The sequence below is a fragment of the Kitasatospora sp. NPDC034035 genome (assembly GCF_055575755.1).
Map to the genome: position 1 here is coordinate 1 of NZ_JBVISA010000047.1, position 18,448 is coordinate 18,448.

The 18,448-nt window shown below is 69.8% G+C and carries 18 protein-coding genes; 14 read left to right on the forward strand and 4 right to left on the reverse strand.

The window, feature by feature from the left end:
- The 3 genes from ACZ52J_RS38875 to ACZ52J_RS38885 all read left to right on the forward strand — a co-directional run.
- A partial coding sequence (locus ACZ52J_RS38875) for a hypothetical protein (protein WP_465625661.1) occupies nt 1-230 on the forward strand: 230 nt, incomplete at its 5' end.
- A complete protein-coding gene (locus tag ACZ52J_RS38880; RefSeq protein WP_465625663.1) occupies nt 193-1,548 on the forward strand; it encodes an IS30 family transposase in 1,356 nt (451 codons plus the stop codon). The genes ACZ52J_RS38875 and ACZ52J_RS38880, both read left to right, overlap by 38 nt.
- Nucleotides 1,549-1,600: 52 nt before the next feature.
- Entirely contained in the window at nt 1,601-1,849 is a 249-nt protein-coding gene (locus ACZ52J_RS38885; protein WP_465625665.1) for an integrase core domain-containing protein, read from the forward strand.
- A 30-nt stretch (nt 1,850-1,879) separates the two neighbouring features.
- On the opposite strand, the gene ACZ52J_RS38890 is transcribed toward ACZ52J_RS38885, so the two are convergent.
- Nucleotides 1,880-2,584, reverse strand: a complete 705-nt coding sequence (locus ACZ52J_RS38890; protein WP_465625667.1) for a hypothetical protein — start codon at nt 2,582-2,584, stop codon at nt 1,880-1,882.
- A gap of 142 nt (nt 2,585-2,726) precedes the next feature.
- On the opposite strand from ACZ52J_RS38890, the gene ACZ52J_RS38895 reads away from it, so the two are divergent.
- Nucleotides 2,727-3,650, forward strand: a complete 924-nt coding sequence (locus tag ACZ52J_RS38895) for a DUF5655 domain-containing protein (RefSeq protein WP_465625669.1) — start codon at nt 2,727-2,729, stop codon at nt 3,648-3,650.
- A 91-nt stretch (nt 3,651-3,741) separates the two neighbouring features.
- Here the strand turns inward: ACZ52J_RS38895 and ACZ52J_RS38900 are convergent, their stop codons facing one another.
- The gene (locus ACZ52J_RS38900; protein ID WP_465625671.1) at nt 3,742-4,488 is read right to left on the reverse strand and encodes a DNA-methyltransferase; all 747 of its coding nucleotides are present in this window, start codon (nt 4,486-4,488) and stop codon (nt 3,742-3,744) included.
- Nucleotides 4,489-5,073: 585 nt separating this feature from the next.
- Between ACZ52J_RS38900 and ACZ52J_RS38905 the strand changes: the two genes are divergently transcribed.
- The 9 genes from ACZ52J_RS38905 to ACZ52J_RS38945 all read left to right on the forward strand — a co-directional run bounded on the left by ACZ52J_RS38905 (nt 5,074) and on the right by ACZ52J_RS38945 (nt 13,908).
- The gene (locus ACZ52J_RS38905) at nt 5,074-6,216 is read left to right on the forward strand and encodes a C40 family peptidase (RefSeq protein WP_465625673.1); all 1,143 of its coding nucleotides are present in this window, start codon (nt 5,074-5,076) and stop codon (nt 6,214-6,216) included.
- Nucleotides 6,217-6,323: 107 nt separating this feature from the next.
- Nucleotides 6,324-6,632 carry a DUF6112 family protein gene (locus tag ACZ52J_RS38910; protein ID WP_153463742.1) on the forward strand — a complete coding sequence of 103 codons (309 nt, stop codon included), beginning with the start codon at nt 6,324-6,326 and terminating at the stop codon, nt 6,630-6,632.
- On the forward strand, nt 6,632-7,339 hold the full coding sequence (locus ACZ52J_RS38915) for a hypothetical protein (RefSeq protein ID WP_465625675.1): 708 nt from the start codon (nt 6,632-6,634) through the stop codon (nt 7,337-7,339). Before ACZ52J_RS38910 ends, ACZ52J_RS38915 begins: the two co-directional genes overlap by 1 nt.
- A gap of 27 nt (nt 7,340-7,366) precedes the next feature.
- Nucleotides 7,367-8,800: an SCO6881 family protein gene (locus ACZ52J_RS38920; RefSeq protein ID WP_465625677.1), complete on the forward strand. Its 1,434-nt coding sequence runs from the start codon at nt 7,367-7,369 to the stop codon at nt 8,798-8,800.
- 149 nt (nt 8,801-8,949) lie between these two features.
- Nucleotides 8,950-10,407 (forward strand): SCO6880 family protein, encoded by a 1,458-nt coding sequence (locus tag ACZ52J_RS38925; RefSeq protein WP_465625679.1) that lies wholly within the window; start codon nt 8,950-8,952, stop codon nt 10,405-10,407.
- Between the two features lie 35 nt (nt 10,408-10,442).
- The gene (locus ACZ52J_RS38930; protein ID WP_465625681.1) at nt 10,443-10,895 is read left to right on the forward strand and encodes a DUF6238 family protein; all 453 of its coding nucleotides are present in this window, start codon (nt 10,443-10,445) and stop codon (nt 10,893-10,895) included.
- Nucleotides 10,896-10,928: 33 nt separating this feature from the next.
- Entirely contained in the window at nt 10,929-12,428 is a 1,500-nt protein-coding gene (locus tag ACZ52J_RS38935) for an ATP-binding protein (RefSeq protein ID WP_465625683.1), read from the forward strand.
- Nucleotides 12,429-12,602: 174 nt separating this feature from the next.
- A complete protein-coding gene (locus tag ACZ52J_RS38940) occupies nt 12,603-13,379 on the forward strand; it encodes a hypothetical protein (protein WP_465625685.1) in 777 nt (258 codons plus the stop codon).
- Between the two features lie 37 nt (nt 13,380-13,416).
- Nucleotides 13,417-13,908, forward strand: a complete 492-nt coding sequence (locus ACZ52J_RS38945; protein WP_465625687.1) for a hypothetical protein — start codon at nt 13,417-13,419, stop codon at nt 13,906-13,908.
- A 164-nt stretch (nt 13,909-14,072) separates the two neighbouring features.
- On the opposite strand, the gene ACZ52J_RS38950 is transcribed toward ACZ52J_RS38945, so the two are convergent.
- Entirely contained in the window at nt 14,073-14,894 is an 822-nt protein-coding gene (locus ACZ52J_RS38950) for a hypothetical protein (RefSeq protein ID WP_465625689.1), read from the reverse strand.
- 1,194 nt (nt 14,895-16,088) lie between these two features.
- Here ACZ52J_RS38950 and ACZ52J_RS38955 point away from each other — a divergent pair.
- Entirely contained in the window at nt 16,089-17,876 is a 1,788-nt protein-coding gene (locus tag ACZ52J_RS38955; protein WP_465625691.1) for a type IV secretory system conjugative DNA transfer family protein, read from the forward strand.
- Nucleotides 17,877-18,088: 212 nt separating this feature from the next.
- On the opposite strand, the gene ACZ52J_RS38960 is transcribed toward ACZ52J_RS38955, so the two are convergent.
- On the reverse strand, nt 18,089-18,427 hold the full coding sequence (locus ACZ52J_RS38960) for a DUF5713 family protein (protein ID WP_465625693.1): 339 nt from the start codon (nt 18,425-18,427) through the stop codon (nt 18,089-18,091).
- Between the last annotated feature and the right edge of the window lie 21 nt (nt 18,428-18,448).

The following is an 18,448-nucleotide window of genomic DNA, read 5'->3' on the forward strand; positions in this document are numbered from 1 at the left end:
ATCGGGCCGAGCTTCCGATCGCCGCGCTGCGGCTGGCGGCCGGACGCGGACAGTTGGAGTCGGGCTGCATCATGCACACCGACCGCGGCAGCGAAGGCGGATTCAACCGGTCGTCGCAACACCTCGTGAGCTGGAGGTTTGCGGGTGGCTGTGGGGAATCGGCAGCGGGCGGCGCGGGAGTATCGCGGGCAGATGCCTTCGCCGGGTCGGCCGAGCGTCGCGTGGCGTGAGGACCGGGTCCGGTTCTGGCAGGCGATCGCGCGGGGGTTCAGCTCGGTGGACGCCGCGGCCGCGATCGGGGTCTCGGAGGCTGTGGGGTCGCGGTGGTTTCGTCATGCTGGCGGGGTGAATCCCTGCCTCACGCCAGCCACCTCGGGCCGCTATCTGTCGTTCGCCGAACGGGAGGAGATCGCTCTGCTGCGTGCCCGGGACCTCGGCGTGCGTGCGATCGCTCGGTGTCTGGGGCGTTCACCCTCGACAATCTCGCGGGAACTTCGACGCAACGCCTCGACCCGGACCTACCACCTGGAGTACCGGGCCACGCTGGCGCAGTGGCACGCCGAGCGGCGGGCACAGCGGCCGAAGACGGCGAAGCTGGTGGCCAACGAGCGATTGCACGAGTACGTGCAGGACCGGCTGGCCGGGACCGTCGTCCACGCCGTGGACGGCCAGGTCGTCGCCGGACCCCCGGTGCCGCCGTGGCAGGGCAGGAACAAGCCTCGCCGGCAGGACCGCCGCTGGGCGACGGCGTGGAGCCCGGAGCAGATATCGCAGCGGCTCAAGGTGGACTTCCCCGAGGATGAGTCCATGCGCATCTCTCCGGAAGCGATCTACCAGGCCCTTTACGTCCAAGGACGCGGGGCGCTCAAGCGCGAGCTGGTCGCCTGTCTGCGCACCGGACGGTCACTGCGCGTCCCACGGGAGCGCACCAGGCAGAGTGTCCGCGGGCACGTCACCGCTGACGTGCTGATCAGCGAACGGCCCGCCGAGGCCGAAGACCGGGCTGTCCCGGGCCACTGGGAGGGCGATCTCATCATCGGCACCGGCCGGTCCGCGATCGGCACGCTGGTCGAGCGCAGCACACGGTTCACGATGCTGCTGCACCTGCCCCGGATGGAAGGCTTCGGCACCGAACCGCGCACGAAGAACGGGCCCGCGCTGGCCGGCCGCGGCGCCGAGGCCGTGAAGGATGCGATCACCGCCACGATCACCACCCTGCCCGAGCAACTGCGCAGGTCCCTGACGTGGGACCGCGGCACGGAACTGGCCCAGCACGCCCAACTCCGCGTCGACGCCGGGCTCCAGGTCTATTTCGCCGACCCGCACAGCCCCTGGCAACGCGGCACCAACGAGAACACGAACGGTCTGCTGCGGCAGTATTTTCCGAAGGGTACGGACCTGTCGCGCTGGGGCACCGACGAGCTCCAGGCCGTCGCCTTCACCCTCAACAACCGGCCTCGCAAAACCCTCGACTGGAAGACCCCCGCCGAAGCCCTCAACGAGCACCTACTATCACTCCAGGAAACTGGTGTTGCGACGACCGGTTGAGTTCAAGGAATACACCAGTAGTGAATTCCGGTCCGCAATATCGGAGTTGGGCATGCGCCAATCCATGGGGCGCGTCGGCTCCTGTTACGATAACGCCGCTGCGGAAAGCTGGTTCGCCCTACTCAAGGCCGAGATCGGCACGACCGTCTGGAGCACCCGGGTCCAGGCACGCGCCGACGTCTTCCGCTTCATCGAAGTCGAATACAACCGCACCCGGCTCCGCAGGCACCCCGAACTCGGGTACCTCACCCCACTGGAGACCCGGGCCAGACTGCAACACGACTTCACCCCCGCAGCGTAGAAACCCGCTGTCCATGATCAGGGGGGAACTTCATGCCCACCGAAACGTGGTTCCGCTTCCAGTTGCCGTCGCAAGGCCAGCGGTCGTGAGTACGGCCAGCTGTACCAAGACGCTGAGCGAGTTCAGGGCGTGGTGGGAGTGAATCGCGATCTTTCCGCTCGGGGTCTGCGTCACGATCCCGGGGTAGACAGGCGGCTTCTTGGCCTTGTCCTGATGGGCAAAACCGTGCCGGACCTGAACCATGGCGTCCAGGAACGCGGCAGCATCGGCCCCGGAGTACTGCTGCTTCGCAACCCTCCAACCGGTACCGCCCTGACCCAGCTCACTCGGGCTCACCTGGACGCTGAGGTCCCAGTGCGGGATCGGGTCGAAGCGAAAGAACGTCCAGAAGAGCTTCCCCACGTTGTTGGAGCTGGGTGTCTGGACCATCCCGTTCGCTCCGTCGATCTGGAACCAGTTCTTCTTCGGAGGCACCGCCTGCGGGCTCAGCTGCTGAGCTGTCAGGGCAAGGTCCTCGCAGAACGCCTCCCAGGCCCCTACTGCGGCAACCACGACTGCACGGTTCAGCGACTTGTGCGAAGCCGGCGGAGAACCAGCACCAGTCTTGTTGCCCTGTGCCCGGCGGTCCGCCGCCGCCTGCTGGTTCCGCTCATCGACAACGCTGTAAAGGTGCTGACCATCCCGCAGGTAGTCGACGAGATTGTCCAGCGGAGCCTGGAGCGGATGGAGCGCCATGGGGGCACCTCTCTCGGTCAGTGCGTCTCGGGTCCGGCAATCGGCCTGCTAGGCATAGCATCTGACATTCCGACCGGGCCAAGCGGAATATCCCCGTCCAGCCGACGATTGTCCCCCTGGCGAGACTCGAAGGGGAGGGCGGATGACTGATCTCAGGCTGTTTCGGCGGGATGGTGATCGCGACGTTGAGGTTCTCAGCTCAGCTGTCGCGCTGGAGGTCGAACTGCAGCGCCGCATCGAGGCCAGCATGGAGGCGATGCTGGGCATCCGCTTCGTGGCGTCGGAGTACCCCACGGGCCCGTGGCATCGTGGCCGGATCGACTCGCTCGGGCTCGACGAGAACGGTACCCCCGTGATCATCGAGTACAAGAAGGGCAGCGACCACGGGGTGGTGACGCAGGCGGTCTCGTACCTGTCCTGGCTCAAGAGCAGCCGCCACGAGTTCCAGGCTCTCGTGCGGGAAAAGCTGGGCACCGAGGCAGCCGAGAGCATCGATTGGCGGAACCCGCGGGTGGTCTGCATCGCCGCCGACTTCTTCCGGCACGACAGGACCGCGATCTACCTCATGGGTCAGCGCATCGACCTGGTGCGATACCGGATCTTCGGCGACGGGCTGCTCAGCCTGCTCCTGGTGGAGTCGGCCCCAGGCATCGCCGCGTCGTCTGGTCCACGGGCGCCGGTCGAGCGACCTGGCGGCGCTCTGGGGGAGGCGCCGAGCACAGCGGAGGCGAGCGTGGCTGAGCCGCCGGCACCGCTGCGGGCGCTCTACGAGGAGCTGTGTGACGCTCTGACCAGGTCGGGCGATGTCGAGGTGGAGGCGAAGCTCCATTACGTCGCGTTCCGGCGGATGAGGAACCTGGCGTGTGTGCTGTTCCGCCCGTCCAGCCAGACGATCGTGGTCTATCTGCGGGTGGACCCGGAGAGCGTCGCGCTGGAGGAGGGCTTCACGCGCGATGTGCGGGGGATCGGGCACCTGGGGACGGGCGACCTGGAGGTACGCATCAGATCGGCGGACGACCTGGAGCGGGCGGCGCCGCTGATCCAGCGGGCTTTCGACGCGGCCTGACCAACAGCGAAGGGCGACTGCCGCATCGGCAACTCGATGCGGCAGCCGCCCTTTCGCGTCTGCTCTCTGCCGGCCCCGGCTGTCCCGGTTCTCACGCCTCGGGCCCGGCCAGGACGAAGTCGTCCTGGGTTAGTTCTGCTCGCAGTCGCTGTTCGGCGACGTTGGCGTAGTGGGTGGAGAGTTCGATCCCGATGAACTTCCTGCCCTCCTTGAGCGCGGCGACGCCGGTCGAGCCGGAGCCGGTGAAGGGGTCGAGGACGGTGCCGCCTTCGGGGCAGATCTGGACGAGCTGCTGCATGATCTCCACGGGCTTCTGGGTGATGTGGACCCGGTCCTTGCGGGGCTGCGAGGCGATGAAGTGGCCCGGGAGGTAGATCTCCCTGTTCTTGTTGAGGCTGCCCTTGACGCCCCAGGTGATGAACTCGGCAGACTGCTTGAAGCCGCCCTTGCGCGGGCGGCTGGCAGGCTTGATCCACGGGATCGTGCCGCACCAGGTCCAGCCGGCCATCTGGAGGGCGTCCGAGGTGGTGGGCTCCTGCCTCCAGTCGGAGAAGACCATCGCGACGGAATGCTCCTTCGAGGCCCGGTATCCCTCGGTCAGCAGGGCGGTCAGCCAGGCGCGGTAGGAGCGCTGGTCGCGGTTCTCGCCGGGGAAGGTCTGCAGGTCGTGCGCCGAGCCGCTGGTCACGTACTTGGCGCGGGCGTCGCGGGCGGTGCGCTCGGAGCTGGTGCGTCCGCCGGAGTTGTACGGCGGGTCAGTGATTACCGCGTCGACGCTCTCGTCGGGGAGGGTCTTGAGCACGGTGAGGGCGTCGCCTCGGTGCAGGGTGTAGCTCATGCGCGGGGCCTCTTTCAGGGCGTGACGGGACTGGGCCCACTCCGAGCGACGCCGAAGCGGCAGCCGCTCGGAGTGGGGATGCGCCGGAGGTTAGCCGCGATGTCCGGCCGTACCTAATGAGGAAACCGCCCGGCTCCAGGGCCTGGTTCGGGGTCGTTTGGTGCGGCCGGAATCCGCGTCTAATGTCTGGCCATGTCACCGGGACGGAGCCCCGCTCCACCCTTGCTGACCTGTGCTGATTCATGTTGCGCCGTCCAATTACGGTGCACTGTCGGCGCATTCGAAACCCGATTCCGCGATCCGAGGAGAACCCCCTTGCACCGCCTGAGATTACGAGCGCGGCTGGCTGCCGCGCATGACCCGAGACCGGCGTCCGGGAGCTACCAACTCCCTTGATCCGGGCCCGCCTCCGCGAGGCGGATTCACACCGGTGCGGTGCCGGCGGCTTTGCACGAGAAGCCGGCACCGCGCCTCCTACAACCAGCGAGGAGCCACTGCGATGCAGCATGCCCTGATACACCCGCCGCTGTTCCCGACCCTTCGTCCGGTCAAGGCCGTTCACGCCGTTGACTGTTGGCGGCGGCGATGAAGAAGACCGCCGGGGCCGTTGTCGGCCTCGCCGCCGCCGGCCCGCTGATGCTGGCTGTTCCGGTCCTCATCGCGGCAGCCGGATCCGCCGCCGCAGCCACGTCCTGCTCCAACAGCGGTGCACAGGCTGTGGATACCTCGGCGGTGGCCGCTCAGGTGAAGGCGATCCTGGGAGGCGGAGACAAGAGCACCGTGGCGGTGCCGGGACTGGACAACCCGGCCGAGCAGGTGCCCAACGCCAAGACGATCCAGGCCACCGGCGTCGCGATGCACATCCCGGTCCGGGGGCAGATCGTGGCGCTGGCGACCTCTCTACAGGAGAGCGGCCTGCGAAACCTCACCTACGGGGACCGCGACAGCCTGGGCCTGTTCCAGCAGCGGCCCTCCCAGGGCTGGGGCACCGCGGAGCAGATCCTCAACCCGGTGCACGCGAGCGCCGAGTTCTACTCGGCGCTCCAGCAGGTCCCCGGCTGGGAGTCGATGACCGTCACCCAGGCTGCCCAAGCGGTGCAGCGCTCGGCCTATCCGGACGCCTACGCCAAGTGGGAACCGCTGGCCACCGCGCTGCAGAAGGCGATCGAGCCCCTGCTCGCCAAGACCGGCGCCACGCCGAGTCCCAGCCCCGGCGGCGGAAGTAGCCCCCCGCCGGCCTCAAGCGGCAGCGGCTGCACGGGCGGTGGGGACGGCTCCGGCTTTGGGACCATACCGCCGGGCACCCTCCCGGCCGGGTACACGATCCCGGCCGACGCTCCGCCGCAGGTGCAGACCGCAATCCGTTGGGCGCTCGGGCAGCTCGGCACGCCCTACCAGTGGGGCGGCAACTGCACGGACCCTCACGGGCCGGACCCGATGGGCCGGTGCGACTGCTCTGCGCTGATGCAGGCGTCCTACCGCGCCGCCGGGGTCACCCTCGGGCGGACGACCTACGACCAGGTCGCCGAGGGTCAGCCTGTCTCTATCGACGCCCTCAAGCCGGGTGACCTGCTGTTCACCGAGGGGTCGGCCCAAGCCCCCGATCACGTGGGCATGTTCATCGGCTCGGGCCTTGTGGTTCAGGCCCCGCACACCGGCGACGTGGTCAAGATCTCGACCCTCGCCGACTGGAAGCCGCAGGTTCTCGCGGCCCGCCGAGTCGTCTGACCGGCGCTTTCTCCCTCCCCCTCTCCCCTCCCCCCTTCCCGCTCCGCCGCACCGCCTCCTTCCCCGATCCGGGCTGGCGCGTGCACTGAATAGAACTGGAGTTCGTAATGTTTCTCGCCGACAAGGCCATCCAGCTCGCCTACGACCCGGGCATCCAGCCGAACGAGGGCGGTCTGCCCGGCCTCGCGGTCCTCAAGCAGGTGATGGGCTCGATCAATCTCTTCGGCATCATCGCCGTCGTCGGCGCGCTCGCGGTGAGCGCCGGCGTGTGGGCCTGGGGCCACCACTCGGGCGGCCACCAGGCCGAGGCCAACGGCAAGAAGGGCGTCCTGGTCTCCGCCGGCGCGGCGCTGTTGCTCGGCGCGGCAAATGGCGTGGTCGCGTTCTTCTCGACGCTCGGCGGCCAGGTCCACTGATGCGCGAGCGTTCCTTTGCCACTGACCGCAGCGGCAACCCCGGCGGCGCATCTCGCGTGCGCCGCCGGGCGCTGCTCGGCACGGCCGTCCTGGCCGTGCTCGTCGCCCTCGCCGGCCTGTTCGCCTACCTCACCCGCGACGTCAGGGCGCCCGCCAAGGGCCCCTCCTCCTCGGCGAGTTCGGCCTCCTCTCCTTCTGCCGCGCCTTCCGCCACTGCGGCTTCGGCCACACCCGGTGGTCGCGCTGCCCTGCCCGCTCCGCCCGCCACCCAGGATCCGATCGCCTTCGGCAAGGCGGCGGCATCGGCGTTGTGGTCGTATGACACCCGCTCCTACGCCCAGCCCGAGCTGCTGGCCGCGCTGCACACGTGGATGTCGCCGGAAGCCAAGTACGCGGACACCGCCTCCATGGATGCCCTGGTGCCCTCGCCCGTGCTCTGGGGCCGGATGGCCGACAACGGCCAGTTCGCGACCGCGAGCGTGAGCGAGGCGCACTTCCCGGCTTCCTTCACCCAGGCTCTGCAGGCCGACCCGGGGGCGATCAAGCAGGCGTACGTCTACGCCGTCACGGTCTCCGGCCAGCAGTCGATCAGCTGGAACGGCTCGCCCGCCGGCGGCGCCGACGCCCGCTCGACGACGCTCGCGGTGCAGTGCCGCCCGTCGCAGAACTGCACGCTCGCCGGCGTCTTCCCATCCGTCTCCCCCTGACCACCGCCCTCGAAAGGAGGTACCCCCATGGGTGTCTGCGACCTTCCTCTGATGAACACGGTCTGCGACGCGGCCAACTTCGTCTCCGATCCGGGCAAGTCGATCACCGACGGCATCGGCGCGTGGATCGCCAAGTCCGCTGGCGAGCTCGCCTCCAGCGCGGCCGACCTGGCCGCCAAGGCCGTCAACGCGACCACGAGCATCGACCTCAATGCTCCCTGGTTCCGTGACAACTACGCGCTGCTGCTGCCCATCGGACTGTCGATCATCGTCGGCACGTTCTGCATCCAGCTGATGTTCGCCGCCTGGCGCAGGGACGAACGCGCCCTCGCCCAAGCCGCGATCGGCACCATGACCGGCGTCCTGTTCTCGTTCTGCGCGATCTCCTTCACCAGCGTGGCGATCACCGTCGTGGACGCGTTGAGCGACGGCCTGTTCCACGCCGCCAACACGTCCGTGGAAGATGCGATCCGCCGCGTCGTCAAGGTGAACGAACTCGGCGCGATGTACGGACTCGGCTGGGGCGTACCGTCGTTGGTCGCCTTGGGCTGTGCGATCGGTGCCTTCCTCTACTGGTGCACGATGGTGGCCCGCAAGGTCGGCGTCCTGATCCTGGTCGCCCTCGCGGTCTTCGCGGGAAGCGGCGGCGGCTGGGAGGTCGCCAAGCGCTGGCGGCGCGGCTGGATCGAGGCCACGGCCACCCTGGTCGTGTCGAAGTTGCTGATGACCGTGGTGTTCCTGATCGGCGTCTCCGCGATGGGTAAGAGCGATGCCAAGGACGGCATGTCGGCGCTCTCGGACGCGATGGCGGGCATCGTCGTGATGGTGCTCGTCCTGCTGTGCCCTTACGCGACGTACAAGTTCGTGCATTGGGCGACGGACAACGGCGGGCACGACGACCTGCACCGCACCGGTGTCGCCGGGGTGGCGGTCGCCGCAGGTGCGGCCAAGACTGCGGCGAGCATGGCGATGCAGGTCGGCACCGGCACGCCCGCACCTCAGGGCCCCGCCAAGGTTCCGGGCATGGGTCAGGACGGTGTCGCCTCCGGGATCGACCCCTCCGGGCGGTTCAGCAAGGAGGGCATCGACGCCGGGCCGCCGAGCACGCCGAGCACTTTCCGATTCGGTGAGGACCCGAGCGCCGGCGGAGACCGGGGCCGTGCCCTCATCCAGCGTCCGGGCATCCCCGCACTCATCACCCGAGCACCCGCCGCTGGTGACGACGGCGGCTCGGAGTCGGGTGACTCCACGGCATCGGGGGGCTCCGCCAGCCAGAGTGCCGCACCGTCTGCCCAGGGCTCCCCGGTCAGCCGACCGTCGGGCACCACCGGTCACGTTCCAGGCTCCTCGGGCTCCGCGCCGAGCAGCCCTGCGGCTCCGCCGGCCGGTGGACCCTCCCCGCAGGGCTCACCGTCCCCACAGCGCTGGGTCTTCCCCCAGCAGCCTCCGTCCGGTTCCTGACCACTCACCTCCTCGGGGCGGGCTGCTGACCGCCAGGCCACAGCCCGCCCCTCCTCCCCCGAACCCCCGAACAGGACTTCGGCCATGGCTTCCAGAAGAACCCCGCGACCGCCGCCCCCATCCGCCCGCTCGCACCTCCTGGATCCCCGATGACTGACACCTCCCCGGCCACCGTGAAGTTCCCGCACCGCTCCAAGCGCGGCATCCTGCTGGGTCTGACCGCCGCCCAGCTGATCGTCGCCTCCCTCGCCGGCCTTCTCCTCCTCGCCGTCGTCCTCACCCATGGCGTGGTCGGCGCGCTCGAGCTCATCCCGCTGTGGGCCGGCGTGACCCTGTTCGTCCTCGTCCGCCACCGTGGCCGCTCCCTCGCCGACTGGGCTCCGATCGTCACCCGCTACGCGCTGCGGCGCCTGCGCGGCCAGCTGGTCTGGCTCGCCCGGCCTTCCCGGCGGCCGGTACGTGAGGGCCTTCTGCACCTGCCCGGTACTGCCGCGAGCCTTCGGGTGGTCACCGCCCCCGACCGCCGGTACGGCGCGGTCCATGACCCGCGCGCCGGGACGCTGACCGCGGTCGTCAAGGTCAGCAGCCGCGCCTACGCGCTGCTCGACCCCGCCACGCAGAACACCAACGTCAACGGGTGGGGACGGGCACTGGCGGCGCTGGCCCGCACCGGGCACATCGCCCGAATCCAGGTGATCGAGCGCACGATGCCGGCCTCGGGCGATTCGCTTCGGCGGTACTGGGAGAAGACCGGCAACCCGGATGCGCCGGTGGCCGGTGAGATCTACAGCGAGCTGGTCAAGAATGCGGGACCGGCTGCCGCCCCGCACGAGGCGTACGTGGCCATCGCGCTGGACTTCAAGGCGGCCCGGCGGCTGATCAACCAGGCCGGTGGCGGTCTCGCTGGTGGATTCTCGGTCCTGGCCCAGTTGACCGCGACCTTCGACCAGGCCGCTCGCACGGCTGGTCTCAACCCGGTCGGCTGGCTATCCGCAACCGAGATCGCCGCCGTTGTGCGCACCGCGTACGACCCCAAGGCCCTGACCGGGCTGGAGCGCTGGTCGGCCTCCGGGCGCCCGGAGGCCGATCCCGCTGCCGCCGGCCCCGTGGTCGTGGTCGAGCGCGCCGGACATATCGCCACCGACTCCGCCGTCCACTCCACCTACTGGGTGGAGAACTGGCCCCGCACCGAGACCAGCCCCGGGTTCCTGCACCAGCTGCTCTTCAGCAGCGGCGTCCAGCGCACCCTGTCCCTGGCGTATGAGCCCAAGGGACTGGACGCGGCGATGCGCGATGTCCAGCGCAAGAAGGCCAGCATCATCGCGGACTCGGCCGAGCGCGCCCGCCGGGGCCAGGTCGACAGCGAAGCCGACACGGTCGAGTACCAGGACGTCAAGCAGCGCGAGCGCCAGCTCATCGCCGGCCACTCCGACGTCGCCCTGACCGGCCTGCTGACGGTGAGCGCCGACAGCGAGGAGGAGCTGCGCTCGGCCTGCGCCGTCGTGGAGACCGCCGCTGTCGCCGCCCAGCTCGACCTTCGCCCGCTCACCTGGCAGCAGGCCGAGGCGTTCACCGCCGCCGCGCTCCCCCTCGCCCTCGCCGCCTGAACCACCACCCCCATCTCCCTGGAAAGAGCACCGCCATGCCCCGCACCACCACTCCCCTCGCGGAGGACTTCCTTCCCTTCGCGACCGCGGCGGTCGACTTCCACCGCACGCTCAACCTCCCCGCAGGCCCGCTGGTCACCTCGCGCGCCGAGCTGGACAGCCTGCATTCCCACCTCGTCTCCCTCCACGCCCTGCTGGACGCCCACGCCAGCCGGACCGGTGCGCTCGTGCCGATCGAGGGCGAGCAACTGCGGGCCGCCCGCACCCGGATCTGGCAGGCGGCCGACCACGTGCACGCCGCTTACCACTGCGCTCCCCGGCCCGGCAGCGGCGAGGTGCCCGACCGCGAGGCGTGCCAGGCCGGCCTTCCCGAAGGCGCGCCCGAGCTGACGATCTGCCAGCGCCACCAGCGCACCGCGCACCGCGTTCGGCGCCAGACCACAGCGGCCGACCTGCACGCCCCGTTCACCGGCCTCGTGCGCCGCTGACCCTCTACCGCCACCCCAACGGAGCCCACCGCCATGCCCAAGACCCGCGCCAGCGCCAGCCCCCTGTTTGTCCCCCGCAAGTCCACGCGTTCTGAACTGCGCTCCGCCCGTCGAGACTTCGACCAGGCACGCCGCAAGGCCCGCCTCGCCGAGGCCCCGCCCGAGCGGGAGGAGGAGGGGCTCGATCCGGAGCTCCGGGCGACCTACCCGCCGACAGGTCGGCCGGGTCCGGCTTCCGCTCGAGGCGGGAAGGTGCGCCTGCCGGCCCACCGGATGACCACCGCCGTGGCGAGCGGGGCCTATCCGTTCCTGGCGGAGGGCGGCCTGGGCTCGGAGGGGATCTTCATCGGCCGGGACGTCCACTCGGAAGGCTCGTTCTGCTACGACCCGTTCAGCCTCTACAACAGCGGCAAGGTCGAGGGCTTCACGAACCCGAATGCCGTGCTGGCCGGGATCATTGGCATGGGCAAGTCCGCTCTGGCCAAGTCGATAGCGACCCGGGCCATCGCCCACAAGTACCGCGTGTACGTGCCGTCCGACCCGAAGGGCGAGTGGACGGCGGTCGCCCAGGCCCTCGGCGGGCAGACCATCGCGCTCGGGCCCGGCCTGAAGGGTCGGCTCAACCCGCTCGACGCCCCCGCGCGGCCGAGCAGCATGAGCGAGCAGGACTGGGCGGGCGAGGTCCGAAAGCGCCGCCTCATGCTGCTGGCCGGCCTCGCCCGCACGGTACTGGGGCGCGACCTGCTGCCGATGGAACACACCGCCCTCGACCTCTCACTGGACCTGGTCGTCGCCGACGCCCAGGCGCGTGGCACGGTGCCGCTACTCGGCCAGATCGCGCACACCCTCGGCTCGCCCGAGCGCCTCGACGCCGCCCTCGGCGAGCAGGGCGGGCGCATGGGCCCGGCCGCCGAGGACCTCGCCCACGCCCTGCGGCGCCTGGTCCACGGCGACCTGTCCGGCATGTTCGACGCCCCGAGCACCTTCACCTTCGACCCGAGCGTCCCGATGCTGACGATCGACCTCTCGCGTTTGGGCGGCAGCGGCGACGACACCGCGCTCGTTCTCGCGATGACCTGCGCCAGCGCCTGGATGGAGTCCGCTCTCGCCGACCCGCACGGCGGCCGGAGGTGGGTGATCTACGACGAGGCGTGGCGGGTGATGCGCCATGTCGGCCTGCTGGAGCGAATGCAGAGCCAGTGGAAGCTGTCCCGCGGGTTGGGCATCGCAAACCTGATGGTGATCCACCGGCTGTCCGACCTACTGTCCGCAGGCGATGCGGGCTCACGCGGCCGGGTCCTGGCCGAGGGCCTGCTCGCGGACTGCAGCACGCGCATCATCTACCGCCAGGAGAGCGACCAACTCGCCACCGCCGCCTCCCTGCTGGGACTGACCGGCGTCGAGACCCAAGCCGTCGCCGCACTCACCCGAGGACGCGGCCTGTGGAAGGTCGCCGGACGGAGCTTCATCACCCAGCACATCCTCCACCCCGCCGAAAAGGCGCTCTTCGACACCGACGCCCGCATGGCCTGAAAGTCCCGTGAGTTCACGAATCCCGAGCCCCGGCGGCGCCGGCCAGAACAACCGACGTCGCCCAGGCCCGATGACCCGTTCCCATCCCCGGAGGTGCCCTGTTGAACCGCACCGGCAGATCCCACCCCAATCCTGCGCTCTTCCCCAATTCCCCGCCCCTCGAATGGACCTGCCATGCGCGACCCCGAGCTCGACCACGCCCGCTTCCAACCGGACATCGCCATCGGCCGCGACCCCGAACTCGGGATCTGCGCAGCCAACCCGCGCCAACTCGCAGGCGCTGACTGGACGCTGGAACGCCTCGGATTCGAGCGCGTCCCCGGCAGCAAGGTCATGTACGCACTGACCGACCAACACCGCGACGGCCAGGTCCGCGCTACCACCGCCGTGGACATGCTCCGGACTGCCGGATACACCGTGCGGGCCGATGACGGCTTCGACCCGGATCCGGCCTCCACCCGCTGGCTGGTGAACGGGCGCTCCGAGCCGGACGTCGCGTTCGCCGAGCACTCGATGCTCGGCGTCATCGCTGCTACCGCCGACACCGTCAATGCCGTTGAGCGCGGCGGAGCGATCCTCGAAGCGCACGGCTGGAGCTTCAGCCACGAGCTGGACGTCTACACCCTGCCCGCCGCCACCGAGCGTGGCGATGCCTTCGGCAAGCTCGCCCGCGCCACGGTAGCGATGCAGCGGGCGGGTGACCTTCAGGTAGCTGTCCAGCCGCAGCTCGCCGAGGCCGCCACTCGCCGCCAGCTGGCGCGGGAACCAGCGCTCCGGCACGAGAGCAGCCAGGGCTTCACCACCCAACGGTTCCCGCTCAACGCAGCCGCCCTCGCCGCGAGCCCGGCCCGCACCGGAGTGCCGGGCAGGGCGCCGATCGCCGAGCCCAGTACCCCCGCACCCGCCGCGCGTCCCGTGGACCCGCGCATCGCCTTCGCCCGCAAGCACTGACCCCAACTCCCCTAAGGAGCAGTCCCCATGGCCGGGAGTGAATAAGCTCTGGACCATCGCCCATACCTGCGGGCACGAGACCGAGCGTGACCTGTCCGACCGGGCAGCCGACCGCCGAGCCGGCTTCGCTGCGTGGCTCGCCAAGCAGGAATGCACCGACTGCTGGCGGGTCGCCAAGGACGGTGACGAGCAGGACAAGGCGGCCTGGCTGGAGGCGAAGCGCGCCGCCGAGCAGGCCGAGTCGGACGCCTGGTCCGAGCAGTACTGGATGCCGCCGCTGGAGGGACCGGAGCGCGCCATCGCCTGGGGAGTGCGCTGCCGCCACCAGATCCTGTCCGCCGCCTACACCGCCCTGGTCCTCGAAGGCGACACGGACGAGGCCGACTGGCAGGGAATCGAGGACGCCGCCCGCACCATCACCCGCGCCGGGTGGTGGATCGACCAGCGCGCCTCCGAGCCCGGCGACCTGGCCGAGCTGCTGGAAGCGGCCACCGACAGCGACCGACCCACCGAGAACCCCTTCGTCTGACCGCCTGGTGCCCGCTCCGGCGGGGCACCCCCACCACCTGTCCGGAGCCCCGTGTCTACCTACCCCTGCGCTGCGATGTCCGGCGCACCGAGAGCACCACCTCACGCTGGTCTTCGACATACCGGCAACCGAACGAGCCACATGATCCGCCAAACAGCTCCTAGCTAGGCCACAGAGGCGGGACGCCACGGGTTGGCCTCGACCGGGGTCTTCGTCGAACGCGCGGCTTCGACGAAGAGTGTGCGTATGGAGGTGAAGCGTTCCATAAGGGGATCGCGGATGAAGCCGCCGATCATCTGTGACCAGCTGCCAGGGAGGCGGTCCGCGAGTGCGACCACCCGGGCCGTTTCCTCGACGGACAGGCACTGGCTCTCCTGAAGGCAGAACTCCATGAGATCCCGGTCCCTCCACCTCTCTTCCTCTTCCTTGCCGGACCACTCCACGAGAAGTTCCCACGCAAGGTACGCCGAGACGTGGTGAGGGTGGTCGCAGAACTCCGCGTTGAGGTAGCACCAACCGGACTCCAGAGACTGAACGGCTGAGCGGAGCACCGCCCGGTCGAGTGCGAGCTTCTCCAGTGACCGGCAATGGTCCAACAACGCCTTGGCATGGGGCAGGAGGTTCGGCGAGGCCAGGAGTTCCAGCGGGCCGAAGGTGGTCTCCACCATCATGCTGGTGTCGGCGAGTTGCGTGCCGCGCTGATCGTGATCAACATTCGGCAGCCGTTGGACCGTGGCCGCAAGGGCGTCGGCCGCGCGGAGGAAGGCGGACGACGCGTCGGCGAGAGCGGTCTGCTCCCTGGACTCGTGGTCGCCTCGGTGTTGGACGCGCGCTGTTGTGATGGCGGCGTGGGCCTGGTTGAGCCCTGCGGTGAGCGTCGCGTTTGCTGCCCGGTCACCGGTGCGCCTGGCCCACAGGGCGGTGATGAAGCTGATGGGGAGGGCGAGCAAGGCGGGGATAGAGGCGCTGAGGTCTGCCAGGTTCACGAGCCGATCCTGCCCGGTGAGAGGAGTCGCTTCGGGTCTTCGGCGGGGACTGCGGCAAAGCGATCGGCGAGGATCGGTTTCCGCTCGCTTGCTGCTCGTTCGCTAGCCCCTCATCGCCGGGACCGGACCGCCGACGACGGGGCGTCGGAGACATGCGTACTGGGCCAGTTTGAGCTTCGCCCACGACCACGGCCTGACCGCGCAGTGCTGAGAACCGGCCGGCCCGCCAGCGCAGGACCCGATCCGCGCTGGTGGGCTGCGCGTCTACCACCCATCTCCGGCCTGGCCAAATCGCGGAATCTGCGGATCCTCTCTCCAGCAGCCCGGCCTTCGGGCCTCCCGCCCACCGCTTTCCTTCGAGGTCGAGCCCGTGATCGCCCACCTGCAGCGCGCCAGCAGCACAACCAGCTTGCTCACCTATATGTACGGGCCGGGCGACCGCGCCGACGACAGCGCCCCCCCGCCTTATCGACGGGGAATGTCACGGTGCCCCGATCGAGATGCTCGGCCAGCCCGACGCGCTGCCCTACCTGGCGCAGGCTGTCGACGCACCGCTCGGGCAGCTCGGCCTGGTACCGCCGCAGCCGACGTGGCACTGCTCAATCCGCTCGGACCCGCGCCTGCCCGAACCTCTCCGACAGCCAGTGGAGCCAGGTCGCGCGACGAATCGTCTCGGTCTCGGGCATCGCCCCCGAAGGCGACCCGGACGGCTGCCGATGGATTGCGACCCGCAACTCGCCGCGTGTGGTTGCACCTCGTAGCCTCTCTCGCCCGCGAGGACGGCCTCTCTCCGCACACCCACCGTGCGGCTTTCAACATCCATGCCGAGTGCCGCCGCATGGCCGCCGAGTTCGGCCACCTGCCCACCGCCCACGTCCCGCCACCGCGAGCCCCGGAGCCCGTCATGCCCATCACTGTCACCATCACCAGCGAACCGAGCGGCCGCGTCGTCAGGCGAGGCGGCGACAGCCTGGCCGCTTCCCTGCTGACCCACGCCGGTTTCGCTTTCGCCAACGACTGGCACGGAGCGAGGCACCGGCTCCCGACGACGATGCTCTTCAACGAGCAGGCAGCCATCGCCACCCACGCCGCCGACATGCTCCGCGCCGCCCGGTACAGGAGCCCAGCCATGACCAGCAGAAGAGCGACGCGAGCCCCGCCCCATCCCGCCCGCGCCCACCACCTGGATCTCCCATGCCCACCCCGCGCACCAGCGCGCCGTCGACCACCACCGGGTCCGACGCGCTCCTCTATCTCCTCTTCGGCGTCCTCGGCACCGCCATCGCCTTCGGCTCCCTCGCCTGGCTGACCGGCAACATCACCAACACTCTTGTCGGCAGCGGCTCCTGGTCGCTGTTCAGGGCCACCGACGCCCTGCTCCACCCCGGTCAGCTCTGGCCGCACCTGAGCCCGACCGCCCTGCTGGTCGGCGCACGGGTCATTCCGGGCGCGCTCTCCATCGCCCTGACCGTCACAGCCCTGGTGACATGGCTCCGTCTGCGCGGCGGATCGAAGAACGGGCTCGCCCGCAAGGCCGACCTCGCGCCACTGCTGGACCGGGAGATCAGCGCCAAGGCGAAGAGCCTGCGGCCGAGCCTGTCCGACCTGAAGCCCAAGGAGATCCCGGCGGCTGACCGGGGCGTCCTCGTCGGTACCCTCTCGCCCGGCCGCGCGGAAGTTCGCGGCTCCTGGGAGGACGTGTTCGTCGCGATCATGGCGCCGCGCTCGGGCAAGACCTCCGGCCTGGCGATCCCCGCGATCCTGGCGGCGCCGGGCCCTGTGCTGCTGACCAGCAACAAGGCGGCGAACGACGCGTTCACTGCGACGGTCGACGCGCGCTCGAAGGTCGGCACGATCTGGACGCTCGACCCGCAGCAGATCGCCCACCACCCGCGCGAGATGTGGTGGGACATCCTGGCCGACGCCCGTGATCTGGCCGGCGCCAAGCGCCTGGCCGGGCACTTCGTCGCCGCGAGCGTGGACGAGTCCAACGGCAGCGACTTCTGGTCAACCGCCGCGAGCAACACCCTCGGCGCGCTCTTCCTGGCCGCCGCCTCGTTCCGGCGCCCGATCACCGACGTCCTGTCCTGGCTGGCCTCTCCGGCGGACCGGACCCCGGTGGACCTGCTCACCGATGCCGGCCACCACGCCGTCGCAGCCCAGCTCCAGGGCACCGTAAGTGGGGCGACGGAGACCCGGGACGGCATCTACGAGACCGCGCGGCAGTACGCGAGCTGCCTGCTGGATCCGGAGATCGCCGCCTGGGTCACCCCCACCGAGGGCCTGCCCGAGTTCAAGCCCGCCGACCTCGCGACATCGCGCGACACGCTGTACCTGCTCAGCAAGGACGGCGGCGGCAACGCCGGGGCGATCATCGCGGCGGCGGCCGACGCGGTGATGCGTGCGGCCGTGATCGTCGCCGAACGCTCCGGCGGACGGCTCGACCCGCCCGCACTGTGCGTCCTCGACGAGGCCGCCAACGTCTGCCGGATCAGCGATCTCCCCGACCTGTACTCGCACTTGGGCTCGCGCGGCGTCATCCCGATGACCATCCTGCAGTCCTACCGGCAGGGCCAGAAATGCTGGGGCGAGGCCGGCATGGACTCCCTGTGGAGCGCCGCGACCATCAAGATCATCGGTAGTGGCATCGACGACAGCGACTTCGCCGACCGCCTCTCGCGCCTGATCGGCGACCACGACATCCAGACCACCTCCGTCTCCACCAGCGACGGCGGCAAGTCCACCTCCGTGAGCATGCGCACCGAGCGAATCCTTCCCCCGGACGCCATCCGCGCGCTACCCAAGGGCAAGGCCCTGCTCTTCGCCACCGGCATCCGAGCGGCGATGCTCGACCTCAAGCCCTGGTACAAGGAGCCCTCCGCCAAGGAGATCGGCCCGGCCTCCGCCCGCGCCACGAAGGCCATCACCGAGCGCGCCATCGCCAAGTCCCTGTCCCGCGACGACTTCGGGCTGTCGGCATGAGCGCCCCGACCCTGAAGGTGTTGTCGCTCGGCGCCGGGGTCCAGTCGAAGTCTCTGCTACTCATGGCCGCCGAGGGCCACCTGCCCAGACAGGACGCGGCGATCTTCGCCGACACCGGCAGAAGCTATGACTGCCACGCGGGTGTCTGCGGGCTGATGTCGAAGCCAGTTCCGACTGCGCCGTGTGAGCAAGGACGTCGAAGGTGGACGCCATCACCAGTCGCGTTCGGCAATCAACTCCTCCACGTCCGCTTCCTGGAACCCGTACGCGTCGGCGACGAAGGCGAAATCCTCGGCGATCTCCTCACGCGCGACCGTCTCGATCTCACTATCCGCAGCCTCGAACGCCTCCTGCAGAGCATTGAACTCCTCTGTGGCGGCGGTGAGGACGTAGAGGGAGGCGAGGTCGGACGGCCGCTCGGCCTCGATCCGCTCACACAGCCGCAGCAGAATGTCGCGGCCTCGGTCGACGACGGCGTCAGGGTAGTACGCATCCGCGTACAAGGCGCGCAAGAAGTGACGCTGGGCGACCTGGTCGTTGGTAATCGGCATGGCCGGTTTCCTCTGATTGTT

What these genes read in the sequence shown, in the direction of transcription:
- ACZ52J_RS38905 (WP_465625673.1), top strand. Translation starts at nt 5,074, where the DNA reads ATGAAGAAGACCGCCGGGGCCGTTGTCGGCCTCGCCGCCGCCGGCCCG.
- ACZ52J_RS38885 (WP_465625665.1), top strand. Translation starts at nt 1,601, where the DNA reads ATGCGCCAATCCATGGGGCGCGTCGGCTCCTGTTACGATAACGCCGCT.
- ACZ52J_RS38920 (WP_465625677.1), top strand. Translation starts at nt 7,367, where the DNA reads ATGGGTGTCTGCGACCTTCCTCTGATGAACACGGTCTGCGACGCGGCC.
- ACZ52J_RS38925 (WP_465625679.1), top strand. Translation starts at nt 8,950, where the DNA reads ATGACTGACACCTCCCCGGCCACCGTGAAGTTCCCGCACCGCTCCAAG.
- ACZ52J_RS38900 (WP_465625671.1), bottom strand. Translation starts at nt 4,488, where the DNA reads ATGAGCTACACCCTGCACCGAGGCGACGCCCTCACCGTGCTCAAGACC.
- ACZ52J_RS38955 (WP_465625691.1), top strand. Translation starts at nt 16,089, where the DNA reads ATGCCCACCCCGCGCACCAGCGCGCCGTCGACCACCACCGGGTCCGAC.
- ACZ52J_RS38960 (WP_465625693.1), bottom strand. Translation starts at nt 18,427, where the DNA reads ATGCCGATTACCAACGACCAGGTCGCCCAGCGTCACTTCTTGCGCGCC.
- ACZ52J_RS38895 (WP_465625669.1), top strand. Translation starts at nt 2,727, where the DNA reads ATGACTGATCTCAGGCTGTTTCGGCGGGATGGTGATCGCGACGTTGAG.
- ACZ52J_RS38890 (WP_465625667.1), bottom strand. Translation starts at nt 2,584, where the DNA reads ATGGCGCTCCATCCGCTCCAGGCTCCGCTGGACAATCTCGTCGACTAC.
- ACZ52J_RS38910 (WP_153463742.1), top strand. Translation starts at nt 6,324, where the DNA reads ATGTTTCTCGCCGACAAGGCCATCCAGCTCGCCTACGACCCGGGCATC.
- ACZ52J_RS38940 (WP_465625685.1), top strand. Translation starts at nt 12,603, where the DNA reads ATGCGCGACCCCGAGCTCGACCACGCCCGCTTCCAACCGGACATCGCC.
- ACZ52J_RS38880 (WP_465625663.1), top strand. Translation starts at nt 193, where the DNA reads ATGCCTTCGCCGGGTCGGCCGAGCGTCGCGTGGCGTGAGGACCGGGTC.
- ACZ52J_RS38930 (WP_465625681.1), top strand. Translation starts at nt 10,443, where the DNA reads ATGCCCCGCACCACCACTCCCCTCGCGGAGGACTTCCTTCCCTTCGCG.
- ACZ52J_RS38935 (WP_465625683.1), top strand. Translation starts at nt 10,929, where the DNA reads ATGCCCAAGACCCGCGCCAGCGCCAGCCCCCTGTTTGTCCCCCGCAAG.
- ACZ52J_RS38915 (WP_465625675.1), top strand. Translation starts at nt 6,632, where the DNA reads ATGCGCGAGCGTTCCTTTGCCACTGACCGCAGCGGCAACCCCGGCGGC.